The organism is Halomonas sp. XH26 (assembly GCF_024138895.1).
Taxonomy (GTDB): Bacteria; Pseudomonadota; Gammaproteobacteria; order Pseudomonadales; family Halomonadaceae; genus Vreelandella; species Vreelandella alkaliphila.
Genome location: NZ_CP071889.1, coordinates 1,134,797 through 1,149,557 on the forward strand (window position 1 = coordinate 1,134,797; position 14,761 = coordinate 1,149,557).

14 protein-coding genes are annotated in these 14,761 nt (G+C 54.4%); 8 read left to right on the plus strand and 6 right to left on the minus strand.

Going from position 1 to position 14,761, the window contains the following annotated elements; translation table 11 throughout:
* Positions 1–130 precede the first annotated feature (130 nt).
* The 4 genes from J4377_RS05190 (at position 131) to J4377_RS05205 (ending at position 4,601) form a co-directional block, all read left to right on the plus strand.
* Positions 131–1,426 (plus strand): ABC transporter substrate-binding protein, encoded by a 1,296-nt coding sequence (locus tag J4377_RS05190; protein ID WP_253487251.1) that lies wholly within the window; start codon positions 131–133, stop codon positions 1,424–1,426.
* An 82-nt stretch (positions 1,427–1,508) separates the two neighbouring features.
* Positions 1,509–2,423, plus strand: a complete 915-nt coding sequence (locus J4377_RS05195; protein WP_089038750.1) for a carbohydrate ABC transporter permease — start codon at positions 1,509–1,511, stop codon at positions 2,421–2,423.
* Positions 2,416–3,294 (plus strand): carbohydrate ABC transporter permease, encoded by an 879-nt coding sequence (locus J4377_RS05200; protein ID WP_038482458.1) that lies wholly within the window; start codon positions 2,416–2,418, stop codon positions 3,292–3,294. Before J4377_RS05195 ends, J4377_RS05200 begins: the two co-directional genes overlap by 8 nt.
* A gap of 185 nt (positions 3,295–3,479) precedes the next feature.
* Positions 3,480–4,601 carry an ABC transporter ATP-binding protein gene (locus J4377_RS05205; RefSeq protein ID WP_253487260.1) on the plus strand — a complete coding sequence of 374 codons (1,122 nt, stop codon included), beginning with the start codon at positions 3,480–3,482 and terminating at the stop codon, positions 4,599–4,601.
* 69 nt (positions 4,602–4,670) lie between these two features.
* On the opposite strand, the gene J4377_RS05210 is transcribed toward J4377_RS05205, so the two are convergent.
* From J4377_RS05210 to J4377_RS05225, 4 genes are read right to left on the minus strand one after another with little or no spacing between them, the layout of a single operon-like run.
* The gene (locus tag J4377_RS05210) at positions 4,671–5,708 is read right to left on the minus strand and encodes a YcjF family protein (RefSeq protein ID WP_253487262.1); all 1,038 of its coding nucleotides are present in this window, start codon (positions 5,706–5,708) and stop codon (positions 4,671–4,673) included.
* Positions 5,705–7,093, minus strand: coding sequence for a YcjX family protein (locus tag J4377_RS05215; protein WP_095602374.1), 1,389 nt, complete (start codon positions 7,091–7,093; stop codon positions 5,705–5,707). Before J4377_RS05215 ends, J4377_RS05210 begins: the two co-directional genes overlap by 4 nt.
* A gap of 4 nt (positions 7,094–7,097) precedes the next feature.
* Positions 7,098–7,286, minus strand: a complete 189-nt coding sequence (locus J4377_RS05220) for a hypothetical protein (protein ID WP_038482470.1) — start codon at positions 7,284–7,286, stop codon at positions 7,098–7,100.
* Positions 7,287–7,346: 60 nt separating this feature from the next.
* Positions 7,347–8,216 carry a D-hexose-6-phosphate mutarotase gene (locus tag J4377_RS05225; protein WP_253487264.1) on the minus strand — a complete coding sequence of 290 codons (870 nt, stop codon included), beginning with the start codon at positions 8,214–8,216 and terminating at the stop codon, positions 7,347–7,349.
* Positions 8,217–8,375: 159 nt separating this feature from the next.
* Here J4377_RS05225 and J4377_RS05230 point away from each other — a divergent pair, with 159 nt between their 5' ends.
* The 4 genes from J4377_RS05230 (at position 8,376) to J4377_RS05245 (ending at position 13,313) form a co-directional block, all read left to right on the plus strand.
* Positions 8,376–8,618: a GlsB/YeaQ/YmgE family stress response membrane protein gene (locus J4377_RS05230; RefSeq protein ID WP_009722543.1), complete on the plus strand. Its 243-nt coding sequence runs from the start codon at positions 8,376–8,378 to the stop codon at positions 8,616–8,618.
* 259 nt (positions 8,619–8,877) lie between these two features.
* On the plus strand, positions 8,878–11,343 hold the full coding sequence (locus J4377_RS05235) for a YbeU/YbeR family protein (RefSeq protein ID WP_253487265.1): 2,466 nt from the start codon (positions 8,878–8,880) through the stop codon (positions 11,341–11,343).
* A 107-nt stretch (positions 11,344–11,450) separates the two neighbouring features.
* Positions 11,451–12,089 carry a C40 family peptidase gene (locus J4377_RS05240; protein WP_038482480.1) on the plus strand — a complete coding sequence of 213 codons (639 nt, stop codon included), beginning with the start codon at positions 11,451–11,453 and terminating at the stop codon, positions 12,087–12,089.
* A 36-nt stretch (positions 12,090–12,125) separates the two neighbouring features.
* Positions 12,126–13,313 carry an MFS transporter gene (locus J4377_RS05245; protein WP_198348436.1) on the plus strand — a complete coding sequence of 396 codons (1,188 nt, stop codon included), beginning with the start codon at positions 12,126–12,128 and terminating at the stop codon, positions 13,311–13,313.
* On the opposite strand, the gene J4377_RS05250 is transcribed toward J4377_RS05245, so the two are convergent.
* Positions 13,270–13,911 carry an ABC transporter ATP-binding protein gene (locus J4377_RS05250; protein WP_051626433.1) on the minus strand — a complete coding sequence of 214 codons (642 nt, stop codon included), beginning with the start codon at positions 13,909–13,911 and terminating at the stop codon, positions 13,270–13,272. The genes J4377_RS05245 and J4377_RS05250 overlap by 44 nt on opposite strands.
* Positions 13,904–14,758, minus strand: a complete 855-nt coding sequence (locus tag J4377_RS05255; RefSeq protein WP_253487267.1) for an ATP-binding cassette domain-containing protein — start codon at positions 14,756–14,758, stop codon at positions 13,904–13,906. Before J4377_RS05255 ends, J4377_RS05250 begins: the two co-directional genes overlap by 8 nt.
* Between the last annotated feature and the right edge of the window lie 3 nt (positions 14,759–14,761).

Here is a 14,761-nt window from a genome sequence, read left to right on the forward strand (position 1 = left end):
CAGGACTCGGTAACTCCCGTTGTGTGCCAGGGTGGCGTACTCTGCTGTGAGTCGTTCAGTCGAGCATCATCAGCAACGACATCTCATAAGCACAAAAACAACAGCACAATAACAGCAGTAGGAGCTATTCATGCCGAGTATCAATATGCCCGTATTTAACGTGCCTACGTTTAAAAAGTCCGTATTCGCATTAGCCGTGGCGGCTGGCACCAGCATGGCGGCCAGCACCACCCAAGCCAACGAAGTGGAAGTGCTGCACTGGTGGACATCCGGCGGTGAAGCCCGCGCAGCAAACGTCCTCAAAGAGTTAATGGAAGCCGAAGGCTATGGCTGGCAGGATTTTGCTGTGGCCGGGGGTGGTGGTGAAACCGCCATGACGGTACTTAAGTCTCGTGCAATGTCTGGTAACCCACCTTCCGCTGCGCTAATTAATGGCCCTGAAATTCAAGAGTGGGGCAAGCTCGGCCTCCTGGGTAATTTAGACGAGGTCGCTGCCGCTGAAGGCTGGAATGACCTACTGCCCGAGATAGTTGCCGACATTATGCGCTACGACGGCCACTATGTTTCCGTCCCCGCGAACGTTCACCGAGTTAATTGGCTATGGGCGAACCCTGACGTTCTAGAAGCGGCAGGCGTTGAAATGCCTACCACGCTGGATGAGCTTTTTACCGCAGGTGAAGCCATTCGTGAGGCGGGTTTTGTACCGCTAGCCCATGGTGGTCAAGCGTGGCAAGACGCGACGGTGTTTGAAAGTGTCGTGCTGGGTAGCCAGGGAGCCGAGTTTTATCAGCAAGCGCTGGTGGAGCTAGACCCAGAGGCGCTTGGTGGGGAACAGATGATCGCTGCGCTGGAAGACTTTAAGCGTCTACGTGAGCTGATGGATGAGGGCATGTCTGGCCGCGATTGGAACATTGCCACCGCCATGGTAATTGAGGGCGCTGCAGGCTTCCAGATAATGGGTGACTGGGCCAAAGGGGAGTTCACCGCCGCTGGCCTTACTGCCGGTGAAGACTATCTGTGCGCGGCTGCGCCCGGCACTGAAGACGCCTTTACGTTGAATATCGATAGCCTAACGATGTTTCGTATGACCGACGACGCTGGGCGTGATGCTCAGCAGACCCTGGCACGCTTAGTCTTAGAGCCGACTTTCCAGGAAGCTTTTAACCTTGCCAAAGGCTCTATTCCTGCGCGATCCGACCTAGATATAAGTGAGTTTGATAGCTGTGCTCAGCAGACGCTTGCTGATTTCCAACGCACCGCTGATGAAGGCGGTTTAGTCCCCAGCTTGGCTCACGGGATGGCGGTGCGCGCGGATGTCCAGGGGGCGATCTTTGATGTTGTGACCAACTACTTCAATGATACCAATATGCCCGCCGAAGAAGCTGCTGAACGGTTGGTAAGTGCGGCTGAAACCGCCTCTTTCTAAGCCACTGCGTACTTTTAATAAGTGACGTAACTAGCGCCGCCGCAACGGCGGTGCTAGCGGCTGACTGGCGAGGGATATTCTCATGAGTGAACCCACGACGCGCACTGCAGTGCGGCCGACGGCGTCTGGCTGGCTTCAAGCCTGGCTACCCCGTTTGGTACTTGCCCCTTCTGTTGCGGTGTCTCTGTTTTTTGTTTACGGCTTTATGTTGTGGACTTTTGTGTTGTCGCTAACCAGCTCGCGCATGTTGCCTAGCTACGATTTTGTTGGTTTTGGCCAATATACGCGGCTAATGGCCAACGAGCGTTGGTGGATAGCCTCTACCAACCTGATGCTGTTTGGCGTGCTGTTTATTGTAATTTGTTTGGTGATTGGCGCGCTGTTGGCAATTCTACTGGATCAGAAAATTCGCCAAGAGGGCGCGCTGCGCACGATTTATCTCTACCCCATGGCACTGTCGTTTATTGTGACAGGCGTGGTATGGAAGTGGCTGCTGAATCCCCAGCTGGGCATTCAGGCGATGGTGCAAAGCTGGGGGTTTGAGTCGTTTCGCTTCGACTGGATCGTTGATCCTGATATGGCGATTTATACCCTGGTGATTGCAGCGGTTTGGCAGGCATCCGGATTTGTGATGGCGCTCTTTTTGGCAGGGCTGCGGGGCATTGATGACAGCATCGTCAAAGCTGCTCAGTTAGACGGTGCTAGCCTGCCGCGCATTTACTGGCGGGTGGTGATGCCGTGCCTGCGCCCGGTGGTGTTCAGCGCGGTGATGATTCTGGCCCATATTGCGATTAAGAGCTTTGATTTAGTGGTAGCACTCACCGGCGGCGGACCTGGTTATGCCACCGATCTGCCGGCCACCTTTATGTACACCCACGCCTTTAATCGTGCTCAGATCGGGCTCGGCTCTGCTAGCGCTATGTTAATGCTCGGTGGTGTTCTGGCGATTTTGATTCCTTACCTCTATTCCGAACTAAGGAGCCGTAAACATGGCTAACGTGATTCGTCGGCAAACGCCTGCCGCACGGCTGTTGCGTGCTGTGCTTTATGGCGTACTGATTGTGGCGGGGCTGTTTTATATCCTGCCGATGGTGGTCATGCTGATGACCTCTATCAAACCGTTGAGCGAAATAAGTGCGGGAACGCTGCTATCGCTGCCGCAAAACCCAACCCTTGAGCCCTGGACGAAAGCCTGGGGAGAAGCGTGTACCGGTATGCGCTGTGAAGGTGTCGGCGGTTATTTTTGGAACTCCTTTGCGATGGTGATTCCTGCCGTGCTGATCTCCACCACGGTTGGGGCGCTAAACGGCTATGCGCTGACCAAATGGCGCTTTAAAGGCTCTGAATTGGTCTTTGCATTGATGCTATTTGGCTGCTTTATCCCGTTTCAGGTGGTGCTGTTACCAATGGCACAAACCTTGGGCTGGTTAGGACTTTCCAGTTCACGTGCGGGGCTGATTCTGGTGCATGTGGTTTTTGGCATTGCCTTCACCACGCTGTTTTTCCGAAACTTTTATGTCGGAATTCCTAACGAGCTGGTCTCTGCGGCGAAGCTGGATGGCGCGGGATTCTTCCGTATTTTCTGGCGCATTTTATTACCGGTTTCCGCGCCGATTATTGTGGTGTCAGTCATCTGGCAATTCACCCAGATATGGAATGACTTTCTGTTTGGCGTAGCGTTTTCGGCTCATAACACCCAACCGGTGACGGTGGCGCTCAACAATTTGGTCAATACGTCCACCGGTGTGCGTGAGTACAACGTCGATATGGCTGCCGCGATGATTGCAGCATTGCCAACGCTGGTGGTGTATGTGCTGGCCGGAAAGTATTTCGTGCGCGGGCTGACGGCAGGCTCCGTGAAAGGCTAATAACAATCAGATTGGTGACAACTTTCTAAAGGTTTCTTTAGCAAGGTCAGAATCAACCCGTAGCGGGGGTCTTTCGCCATGGATGGCGAAAGTAGCGTCCAGGGAAGGATTTACAGCGCCCCCGCCAAGGGTTGTTCAGACCGGAATAACAACTTTGTCAGCAGTCTTACAATGGGATTTTCATTATGGCAGCGTTAGAAATTCACAACGTGCGCAAAGAGTTCGGCAGCGAGCGGGTGCTGAAAGATGTCAGTATTTCGATTGACTCCGGTGAGTTCCTGATTTTGGTGGGGCCATCTGGCTGCGGTAAATCCACGCTGATGAACGCCATCGCCGGGCTGGAGCCGGTGACTAGCGGCAATATCTATATCGACGGCGAAGACGTCACTTGGCGCACCCCCGCTGAACGGGATATTGCCATGGTGTTTCAGTCCTACGCGCTCTATCCCAGCATGACCGTACGGCAAAACATCAGCTTTGGGCTGGAAATGCGCAAGGTGCCCAAAGCCGAGCGGGTCGGTGCCGTAGAGCGCGTGGCCGACCTGTTGCAAATCTCCCACCTGCTTGAACGTAAGCCTGCCCAGCTTTCGGGTGGCCAGCGTCAACGGGTGGCCATGGGGCGGGCGCTGGCACGTGAGCCCAAGGTGTATCTATTTGACGAGCCGCTATCAAATCTGGACGCAAAGCTGCGGGTGGATATGCGTACCGAGATTAAAAAGCTCCACCAGCGCTTAGGCACCACAATTGTTTACGTCACCCATGACCAAGTCGAAGCAATGACCCTGGCCGACTGCATTGCGGTGATGCGTGATGGCAATATCCTGCAGCTTGGTAGCCCCGATGAGGTGTATAACAACCCGGTCGATATGTTCGTCGCAGGCTTTATGGGGTCACCATCAATGAACTTTATTCGCGCGACGCTAGAGGCGGTGGGCGATGGCTATGCACTACGTATTGCCACCCCTGATGAAGACGATCTCTTGCTGCCATGGCCCTCTGAACGCAACGCAGCGGGGCTTGTGGAACAGCTGAATAAGCCAATTATTCTTGGGCTGCGACCAGAACACTTCAGCGAGGAAGATGTTCGGCTGAGCGAGCAGGCGGAAGGGACATTAATGGAGGCCAAGGTAAGCGTCGTTGAGCCGACCGGCGCTGATATTCTGCTACGCCTGCCGCTGGGAGAGCAGGAAATCACCGCTAGGGTAGGTCCCAAGTGCGCAATTGCCCCCGGCGAACGCTTGTCGCTACGCGTCGATATGGCCCGCGCCGTGCTGTTTGATGCCGAGACTGAACAGCGCTTGGCGTAAATAGATCGGCCTCCCACAAAGGCATTCAGCGCTACTTTGTGGGAGGGAGCGCTAGCTTACAAAATGCGCTTACTTTTGATGACGCGTGGCGGGGGTAGGCTCTTTATCGAGCCGTTTGATTTGCCTCCATAGGTCTTGGCGTAGATCGGCCAACTTGGGTTGCTCTTCATCCGTAAAGGCCACAGGGCGGCATAGACGCTGGGCGCGTAGCCCTAAACGGGCGCTCAGTAGGCCTGTGGCCAAACCTTGGCCCGCACGGGCGGAAAGCCTGCCTGCCAAATCAAGCGAAAGCATATCCATGCTGGCGTCAGTGGCCAGTTCACTGGCCCCAGCAAAGGCCATGTTATGCAGCACATTACGGAAAAGCCGCAAGCGACTGGCATAGCCTAGTTCCAATCCATAAAGTCGGCAGAGTCTGTCGACCATGGCAAGGCTGCGCCAGGCAACCAGTGCCATATCCACCAATGTAAGCGGGCTGATAGCCACCATAATGGCCGTTTCGCCAGACATGCGGGTAATCAGGCGTTGGGCTTCGCGGTCGCGGGGTGCCAGTAGGTGGTAGCGCAGCAGTGTTTGTATCTCTTCACCGCTATGGTGGGGCTGGCAGGCGCGTTGAAACGCCTGCCAATGAGGATCATCGTCGCTCAGTTTTAGCTGGCGCTTGAGCTGCTCTGCCATGGATTGGGCTTGCTTGCTAGAGCGCTGTGGCAGCTCGGCCAGGTCATGGCGTAATCGGTCATGGCGCTTTAAGCGGCGCAGACGGCCAAGCTCTTTCAACAACGACAAGCCGCCTAAACCAATCAAGCTAATGCCAAACAGCTGCCAGGCCATAGTCATCCACTGTGACTGGGAAAAGGCGTCTGGAATGCCGGTGGCCAGCTCTACGCTGCCCAAGGTGGCACCGCCGACCAGGGCAAACATCAACCCCCAACGGCGCTTTCGGGGTGTGCTCAGGCTCGCTTCCGGAAGTGCTTTGATGTCTGCCTGGGGAGTCAGCGGCTGATGCGATTCAGTCGCGGCAAAACTTTCACGCTGCCGCAACTGTTCGGGGCTGGGGGCGGGTGCTTCTTCTGTCTGGAAATCCCGGCGCGGCTGAGGATTACTCATATCAATTTATCTCCAATCAGCCAGTCGATAGCGGCGTCCATGCGGATGTGTGAAAGCGCTTCGCTGTCAACAGACATTGGGCGAAAGCTGGGAAAGTCGAAGCCCTGCTGCAGCCAAAAATCGGGTTTCGGAAGACGGTTTGGCACGTCACCTGGGTAGACCAGTACATCTTCGCCTTCAAGGGTAGTGCCTTTTAGCGCGGGGGTGCGCTTGCCTTCGTGGAGCACTTCACGGGCTTCAGTGGCGCGTATGGCAGCCAGTGACAATGCCTTCACCGGAATGTCGGCAAAACGCAGGTCTTTAAGTGGCTCAGCAAGTAACGCCTCCAGCAGTTGCACAACATTGCCGTGTTGGTCGGGCGTCACGTGGTCAGCTTTAGTTGCAGCAATGGCCAGACGGTCTATTTTCGGCGCAAATAGACGCGTCAACAGGCTGCGCTTGCCGTAATCGAAGCTTTGCATCAGCTGGCGCAGCGCATGGGAGAGGTCTTCAAAGCGTTCCGGCCCGGCATTAAGCGCACCAAGCACATCGACCAGCACAATCTGACGGTCGAAACGACGGAAATGGTCACGATAAAAGGGCCGTACCACTTGCTGCTGATAGTAGCGAAAGCGCGCGGCCAAGGTGGCGTAAATACTAGTATCAGGTAGTGCTTCCAGGGTTTCTTTTGGTGCATTTAATTCAGGTAGCGGAAAAAATTGCAGTACTGGCGCGCCATCTAGCTCGCCAGGGAGCAAAAAACGTCCTGGCTGAAGATCGGAAAAGCCTGCCTGTTTAGCCCGGCGAAGACCTTGGGCATAGGCATCTGCGAGGGCTGCCAGTTTAGCTTCATCAGCCTCGGCGGCAGGGTCTAGTTGTTCAGCCTCCACTAGCCATTCGCTGAATAACACCTTCCGGTGTGGCCCTTCATGCAGTGACTGCGCCTGGCACCAGCTGTAAAAATCGTGCTGTAGCAGGGGTAAATCCAGCAGCCACTCGCCTGGGTAGTCGAACAAGTCGAGGGTTAAGTGGGCAATGTCTGGGGTAAACCAGCCTTGTTGGGCAGGGCGGTAGCGTAGCTGTAAGCGCAATTCACTGATGCCACGGGTGGGTTCGGGCCAGCGCGGCGGCGTCGCACGTAGCGCCGCCATGCCAGGATCATAGGGGAAACGCGGCACGCCAAGGTCAGGCTGGTTCAACCGCTGCGCACCCAGCAAACGCCCTTCACGGGCGGCGGGTAACAAGTCTAGTTGAGCCTCTACCCCGGCGTGGCGCAGTTGGTTAACCAGTGACGTTAGAAACGCGGTTTTCCCTGCCTGAGACAGCCCCGTTACCGCCAGCCTTAATTGCCGGTCACGGCCTCGCTCTAATAAATTGCTCAGTTCGCGACTTAACGGCTGGCGCATCCTATCAATTCCTTATTAGTACAACCTGGGAAAGCATGGGTAGGGTGGCGATGATAAACCCAACCACAGCGACGCTATACCCTGGCCAGCGGCGCTGCATTTTTTGCGCAAGTGTTAAGCCAACTAAGCATACCACCATGCCGATCAGGTTAAAGGCAAAGGTGGCAGCCTCCAGCCATTGCTGTGGATCCATTATGTCTCCCTTAAAAACATTAATTGCCTTGATGATAACAAAGCCTTGATGAACCGAGGATTAACCGCGGCTTAATGTCGTACCTAATAGGTGTTGTGCGCCGGGGACTAGCCATACTGGATCTAGGCGGGTGTTAGCAGCTTCAACGCAAAAAAAGTGACGTGCCGCGTCGGCTGGCGTATCGCTGGGCAAATCGCTGTCTGGGTGCCACACCACGGTGGAATCGCTGGATTGTTTGGCAATACGAAGCGTACGCTGCCCATCGTTCAACAGTACGGCTTCATTGGTGTGATAAATACGGTCGACGGCTCCGCGAATGGCCAGCGTACCCTGTTGTTGGTCTTCGCCAAAACCGCGCAGTTTGTCTAAATAACGTGCGCCGGCCAACCCTTCCAGGCGGCACTGGTGCACATCACTAACAGCCAAATAGGTATGTAGCGCACCGCTGATTTTGACCGGTACTTCGCCAATATTTTCGCTAATTAATTCGACGTTCAAGCGTTGGGCATTCGCTTGAATGACGACGCGAGCGGTTAGCTGGCTATGTAGGCGCTCGATAGGAGAGAGATGCACTTCAATACCTTCAGCGTGATCATCAATCGCGTCTAAACGCCACTGAGCATGACGGGCAAGCCCGTGAAAAGGGCCGTTACGGTCAGGGCTTTCATCGGCATAGCGTTCGTCGCCAAACCAGGGCCAGCATAGGGGGATGCCACCACGGACTGCACCAGGAAGCGCCTGCGGTGTGGGGGTAACCCAAAGCCAGCCAGTGTCGTCAGCGGGTGCAAAATGCAGCACTTGTGCACCCTGTAGGCTAATTGCCATTTCTCCCCAAGCCATCTTGAACAGCGCTATGTCGCGCCCTTGCCAGGTTACCTGCTGGTGGCCGTCTACATCGAACAGTAATTGCTTGAGAGAATCGGGAATCATAGGGTTTCCTTGTAAGGAAGGGTATCAAATGGGCAGGACCGTAGGGCCGTATGCTATGGTAGGACAAGCAACAGTTATACGTAAAACACTGCGGATAAAACGTTGCAGTTAAGATGTTATAGGTAAACCCCTGACGAAAGTGAACATCAAGGAGGCGCTATGGGCTTTATTGCGTGGTTGATTATTGGTGGTTTGGCTGGCTGGATCGCTGGCAACATCATGCGTGGCGGTGGTTTTGGTATTTTGGGTAATATTGGTGTCGGTGTTGTTGGCGCAGTGCTTGGCGGGTTTTTATTTAGCCTGTTAGGTCTGCAAGCGGGCGGTTTTATCGGTTCGTTGGTGACCGCAACTGTCGGTGCAGTAGTGTTGCTATGGATAATCAGTAAAGTTAAAAGCGCTTAGCATAGCCAACCTAGTGCATTATTTACTGCCCGGCCCTGCGCCGGGCAGTGCTGTTTTAGGCGCTCGTTTTTTGCCTCGTTTTAACGTTTCATCGCTATCGGCCTTCGCGCCACTTTCCGTTACACTATGCCCTCTTAGCAATGCCATTTTGACGATGTCGTTATAATGACGTCTCTTTTTATTTTAAGCGGCCTTATTGTGTAGGCTGCTCACTCTTTTTTATTTTCATTAATAGCTTCCTGTTTCTTAGAGGTGTCTTTTGGCCGATGCACTGAATGCCTGGTGGGCTCAACAGCTTGTGCTGTGTGATTGGGCCTTTACGCCGCATCCGCTGACGGTGGATGCGGGAGCGGCCGAACAACGTCTGCTACAGCTGGGTATTGCACACCGTGGCGAGTTGGCTGATCAGCTCTTTTTTGCGCTGGATGCCCCAGCCGGTGAAGCTGATCGACTATTGGGGGCGCTAGAGTGGGCAGCGCTAGCAGGCGCGGCAGGCTGGCTGACACAATCTCAGGCGCAAACGTGGGCGCATCATATTACCCTTCGTATTACGTCTGATTACAGCGATCTGCGCGCTTGGCTTTCCGACCTGCGCCGAGCGCTTGGCGTGAAAGGGTGGGAAACCGGCGCGGATGATCGCTTTATTGACGCTTGTCAGGCGCTAGCGGATTTAGAAAGTGAAGGCGAAGGCATCACTTGGCAAGTTCTTGACGCCGCACTGGCACGATTGCCTGAACCCCAGGCGCTATGGCCAGAGAGCCAATCAGCACAGCCGTGGCGTCTATGTGCGCTTTTTCGCTCTGTGCTCAGTTACCCGGCAAGTGCTGCTGACTGGCCAGACGCCCCCGAATGGCTAGTACGTATCTGGCAGGTTCATGATCGTGATCAGTTGCTTGAAGTGATGCTGTGGTTAAGCGCCCAGGGGGAGCGGCAGAGCTGGGATATCGAAGCCCGTGAACTGCTCACTATGGACCATGCTCAGCGGCAAGAGTGGCAGCGGGGTGCTGTTGCAGATGCCCCTTACGCACCGGTGTTGACTACATTCGTCAGCCAAGGTGAGCCACTGGAGTGGGCCGCTTGGGATTGGCTACGACTGGTTGAATTGGCGTGGGCGGGCGCTTGTTGCGGCTGGTTAAGCCAAGCGGAGGCTGATGATCTCGCAGCGCATGCGGCTGACTTAATAAGCCGTCGTTACCATGATTGGTACGCGGTGCTGAAAGCCTATATGCGAGGCCAAAGCTTGTTTGAAGGGGTCGATCGGCGTGGTATGACGCCGAGTACACGCCATAAGCTACTGACGCAGGCGCCTCATAGTCCATGGAAATGTCCACTAAGCTCGCTGCTGGATGAGCTAACGCTGAGTGCGTCTCGTGAACGCATTAAACAGTGGAGAAATACTTCCCATCATTGGTTACTGGCCCTGGCCAGCGTGCGAGAACCTGATGTAATGCTGCGTCAGTTGAATCCATCAGCGCCTATTTCAGAGCAGCGCCGTGCCGAGGCGGCGGTCTATCTTCAGGATTCTTTAGATCTGCATGCTGATGAGGGACACCAAGCGTTAGTGCGCTATTGGCTACCGGCCCAGGCGCACCATCTTAATCAGCTTGCCGCAGACGCCGTTCATGGCGTTATGCCGCCATCGCAGACGCCGTTTGGTCAGCCTACGCCTGATGAGCTAAAGCAACGTCATGCAGTAAAAGGGGTTAGCCGTCATGCTGCCACTATTCATATGGCAGAGAAGTTCGCGTTCTACTTACATATGGCGCTGGATAGCAGCCTATTTGAGCGTGAACCACTGATGACGCATGCCAACGCTTTGCGTAGTTGCCTGTGTCGCTTTTATGCCACACCTAAGCGTTTGCTTGAAGCATGGTTTGCTTGGGAAAGCTGCTTACCAGAGCCGGAACACGACTCACTGATTAATGAAATTGCCTGGCACTTAGAGGATCCCGGCAGTCTTTTCCATTGGTTAAATTGGCGTCCTGATGCGTGGTGTGAACCTGGCGAGCGGCCAACGCTAAGTCATTTTACGGCCATGTCGCTGGTTGGGCCGCTTAATAGCGCTGTGTGGAGTGAGCCTCAAGTGGAAAGCCCTAGAGAGTGCGCTGATATCCGCGAATGGGTGGAAAGCCATTATCATCTGACCAGTGCTGATGACATGCAGGAATTTTTGACCTTCATGCTCGAGTCTGGGGATCGCCAGGAGTACCAGATTAACTATGCGCCCTACACACTTAATCCTGATCGCTTAGATGCCGAAATCGCTATTTTAGAGTCGGGTGATTGTGCCGAGGAGGAGCGCCATCATCTGCTTCGCTTGCGTCGGGTGCAAAGTAATGAAGATGGTTGTAACGATGTAGATATGGCTGCCTGGGACATTGCTCAATTAGTCGACCTCGCCATTGCGGCGCGCCAGCTTGGCTGGTTAGACCGGCAAGCGTTTGCCGACGTGTTGGATCGTGCTTATAAGCTGGCAGCTAATCACTATTCTGGCTGGCAAGAGTACTCCGCGGGAATGTACGCCGGTTTTTCGTTTTTTATGGGCGAAACACCTGAGCGAGAAAGCTTTCTGGCTGGGTTTCGGCAGGCGCTAGTCGCATGGTTGTGTGGTGCCCCTATACTGGCTGGCCCTTGGGCGAGCCTTGATTTTCCTGGTAATAAACCACGCCACTTTGCGCCGCTACATATCGATACGTTACCGGGCGATCAGCGAATATTACATTGAAGCTCGCCAAGCACAGGGTAATTAGCTTATAGTCCAGGGTTTGAAAAAAATGAGTTTTTTCATACCTCATTCCCATTAAATATTTTTATTGTTACGAGGTTAAGCGCATGGTTGCGTCGCCACACCCCGCTGTGACCGCTGTCCGTGTTGTAAGTGTTTGTGCTGTTGTTGCTGTTTTAACTGGTTGTGCGGGCTCTGCCTCACGCCAGGGCATGGAGCCACCCGAGAATTATTTCTCAATGGCGCTGCCGGGATTGGCAGAAGGTGAAAACCTTGCAATGTCCCCGGTCAGTAACGCCACTGGCCAACTGCGTAGCCTTCAGACGCCGCCACCTACAATCATTCGTCAGGCACTACTAGAACAGCATCAGCGATGGGCTGGGACGCCGTACCGCATCGGTGGTAGCTCAGACAGTGGAATCGACTGTTCGGCACTGGTACAAAATGTATTTCTGGATACGTTTAATTTAGAGCTTCCACGCACGACGGGTGATCAAGTGCATGAGGGACGCCCGATCGACCGCCAAGAGCTGCAGGCGGGCGATCTGGTCTTCTTCCGCCCTCCAGGTCAATATAACCATGTAGGCATTTATGTAGGGGATGGCCGTTTTTTACACGCGTCCTCTTCCAAAGGAGTCATGATCTCTCGTTTGGATAACAGCTATTGGCAGCGCTACTATTGGCAGGCTCGGCGCGCGCTAGAGCCGACCAACTTAGCCCAGCTTAGTAACCGCTATATGCCGTAAATGTCTGCTATCAGCTTTGTATAGTGTGGACATCACATGATTGAGGCTAGAACGCGCGCCTGGTGGCGCGCGACTGCGGCTCTTTGTCTGGGGTCGTTCCTTGTTTTTATCAACTTATATGTCCCGCAACCGCTGCTACCCGGGCTGAAGGACACCTATGGGGTATCTACCTTAGGTGTTAGTTTTTTAATGTCCGCCTCCACGCTTTCCCTTGCTTTCGCGCTACTCGTATTTGGCCCGCTGTCTGATGCGATTGGTCGTGAGGCTATTATGCGCATCACGTTGCTATTAGCAGGCGGTCTCTCCCTCGCATTGGCTTTTGCACCTACGTTCGAAAGCTTATTATTGCTGCGTTTACTGCAGGGTTTTGTGCTGGGCGGGTTGCCAGCCGTTGCGATTGCATGGATGGGGGATGAGTTTGAAAAGCCCGCTTTGCTCAGTGCGGTTGGTCTGTATATTGGTGCCAATTCGCTGGGCGGTATTAGCGGCCGAATTGTAGGCGGTGGAGCGGCGACCTTAGGTGGCCCCTCGGCGGCATTTTTAGCGGTAGGAATCATGACGGTAGCCGGGTGCGCGGTTTTTTGGCGACTGCTACCCAATAGTCGGGCTTTTACACCCAAGCGTTTTAAATTTCGCCAAGCGGCCGATGATCTGCTCGGGCATCTGCGCACGCCGGTGCTGTTGGCGGCTTATTGCCTGGGCGGAATTAACTTTCTTATTTTTATCAATCAGTACAGCTATATTACGTTCCGTTTGGCTGAGGAGCCTTATCAATTGGCGGCTAGCAGCTTGGGGCTGATTTTCCTGACGTATCTGGGAGGGACGCTTGGCTCTACGGTATCAGGCCGATTAGCCGGACGTTTTTTACCCGCGAGCTGCATGAGCGTGGGCATCTTAATTTTGATGCTAGGTACGGCGGTAACGCTGGCCAATGCTCTGCCGCTGATTATTGTTGGCCTCACTATTAACGCGTTTGGGTTTTTCTTAGCACACTCTCTGGCCTCTAGTTGGGTAGGGCGCTATGCACAAGGTGCTAGGGGCAGTGCCTCAGCGCTTTACTTGGTGTTTTACTACCTCGGGGCAAGTATTGGTGGATTCTGGCTAGAGCCATTTTGGCGCTGGGCGCAGTGGCAGGGCGTAGCGGTGGGGTCTTGGCTACTGCTTTGCGTCACGCTAATCATTAGCATTGGTTTATGGCGCTTCGAGCGTCGTGAACTGCATTAAGCGTGCCTTGTAAATGGAGGCGTCGAGTACACAATCGCGCTAGCAGTGCCGCGTCATGGCTGATCACTAGCACGCCAAGCTGGTGGCGGTCGGCAACCTTTTTTATTGCCTGCCATAGCTCCACTTGGGTGATGGGATCGAGCATAGTCGATATTTCATCAGCGATCAGATAGCGCACACCTGGGGCTAACGCCCGCAATACGCATACCCGCTGTAATTCTCCACCAGATAAGGTACTTGGAAAACGCGATAGCCAATCAGGTTGGATGCCAAAGTCCTGCATTAATGATTCGGAAGGGCACCATGCTTCGCAGAGTACTTTCTTTACTCGCCAGCGTGGGTTGATGGCAAGCTCCGGTGATTGCGGCAGCCACTGTACCGGCCGCAGTCCACGAGAGGGGAATGGCTTATCGTCGGCATAAATCTCACCCTGTTGTGGCCGCAGTAAGCCAGCCAAGAGTTTTCCCAGCGTAGATTTGCCTGCCCCTGAGTCACCGCTTAGCCCCAGCCATTCACCCCGTTCCAGTGATAGCGAAAGTTGCGTTAATAGAGGTGCTTGAGAACGGAAGCCAAAGGTTATTTTTTGCGCATCAAGCAATGGTTGGCTCCTTAGGCGGGTCGATGGCATCAGCATGGGTGGCGCTTTCGTTAGCACGCACCTGAGTACTAAAGGTGTTGTCGGGTAGCGCATTCCATAGCGCGCAGGCATAGGTGCTTTTAAGTTGTTCCCCATTGCCTTGAAAGGCAATGGCAGGGGTGGCTTCAATGCACTTTCCCTGGCGCAGTATCGTTACATGGTCGGCTATGGGTAATGCATGGCGCAAATCGTGGGTAATTAGCATGATGGCCTTCCCCTCAAGCGCGAGTGCCTTTAGAGAGGCCAATACACGATCGCGCTGTTGAGGATCCAGACCTACGCTTGGTTCGTCGGCAATAATCAGGCTAGCGTTACCTATTTGGGCCATGGCGGCTAAAACACGTCGCGCCATGCCGCCTGAAAGCTGGTGGGGGTATGCCTGTTGGGCGTGATGATTGAGCTGATAATGATTTAGTGCGCGCTGTGCGCTGCGCCAAGCGACGGTTTTGCTTTGCCCTGCCCGGCGAGCCGCCCAACTGACTTGGCGTTGGCTACTCGCGAGAGGGTCTAGGGCATTGAGCGATTGCGGAATGAGGGCCAACTGGCGGCCTCTTAGCTGGCGCTGGCGCTCAGTGGTCAATGGCGCATCTTCAAAAAATAGCTGACCACTGGTTTTTGCCGCTTCCGGCAGTAATCCCATAATCGTGTAGGCTAGCAGGCTTTTTCCGGCGCCAGATGCACCAATTACGGCATGTACTTCACCAGGTTGTATGCTTAACGACAGGTTATCAACGCAGGTGGTCCACTCTCGCTGCCACCAGTGCTTGTAGTAGGGCAATTGCAGCGTCAGGTTCTCTATATTCAGCATGCT

Coding starts and splice junctions, on each gene's coding strand:
- J4377_RS05255 (WP_253487267.1), bottom strand. CDS start 14,758: ATGCTGAATATAGAGAACCTGACGCTGCAATTGCCCTACTACAAGCAC.
- J4377_RS05230 (WP_009722543.1), top strand. CDS start 8,376: ATGGGCTTTATTGCGTGGTTGATTATTGGTGGTTTGGCTGGCTGGATC.
- J4377_RS05190 (WP_253487251.1), top strand. CDS start 131: ATGCCGAGTATCAATATGCCCGTATTTAACGTGCCTACGTTTAAAAAG.
- J4377_RS05245 (WP_198348436.1), top strand. CDS start 12,126: ATGATTGAGGCTAGAACGCGCGCCTGGTGGCGCGCGACTGCGGCTCTT.
- J4377_RS05240 (WP_038482480.1), top strand. CDS start 11,451: ATGGTTGCGTCGCCACACCCCGCTGTGACCGCTGTCCGTGTTGTAAGT.
- J4377_RS05220 (WP_038482470.1), bottom strand. CDS start 7,286: ATGGATCCACAGCAATGGCTGGAGGCTGCCACCTTTGCCTTTAACCTG.
- J4377_RS05200 (WP_038482458.1), top strand. CDS start 2,416: ATGGCTAACGTGATTCGTCGGCAAACGCCTGCCGCACGGCTGTTGCGT.
- J4377_RS05215 (WP_095602374.1), bottom strand. CDS start 7,093: ATGCGCCAGCCGTTAAGTCGCGAACTGAGCAATTTATTAGAGCGAGGC.
- J4377_RS05225 (WP_253487264.1), bottom strand. CDS start 8,216: ATGATTCCCGATTCTCTCAAGCAATTACTGTTCGATGTAGACGGCCAC.
- J4377_RS05205 (WP_253487260.1), top strand. CDS start 3,480: ATGGCAGCGTTAGAAATTCACAACGTGCGCAAAGAGTTCGGCAGCGAG.
- J4377_RS05195 (WP_089038750.1), top strand. CDS start 1,509: ATGAGTGAACCCACGACGCGCACTGCAGTGCGGCCGACGGCGTCTGGC.
- J4377_RS05210 (WP_253487262.1), bottom strand. CDS start 5,708: ATGAGTAATCCTCAGCCGCGCCGGGATTTCCAGACAGAAGAAGCACCC.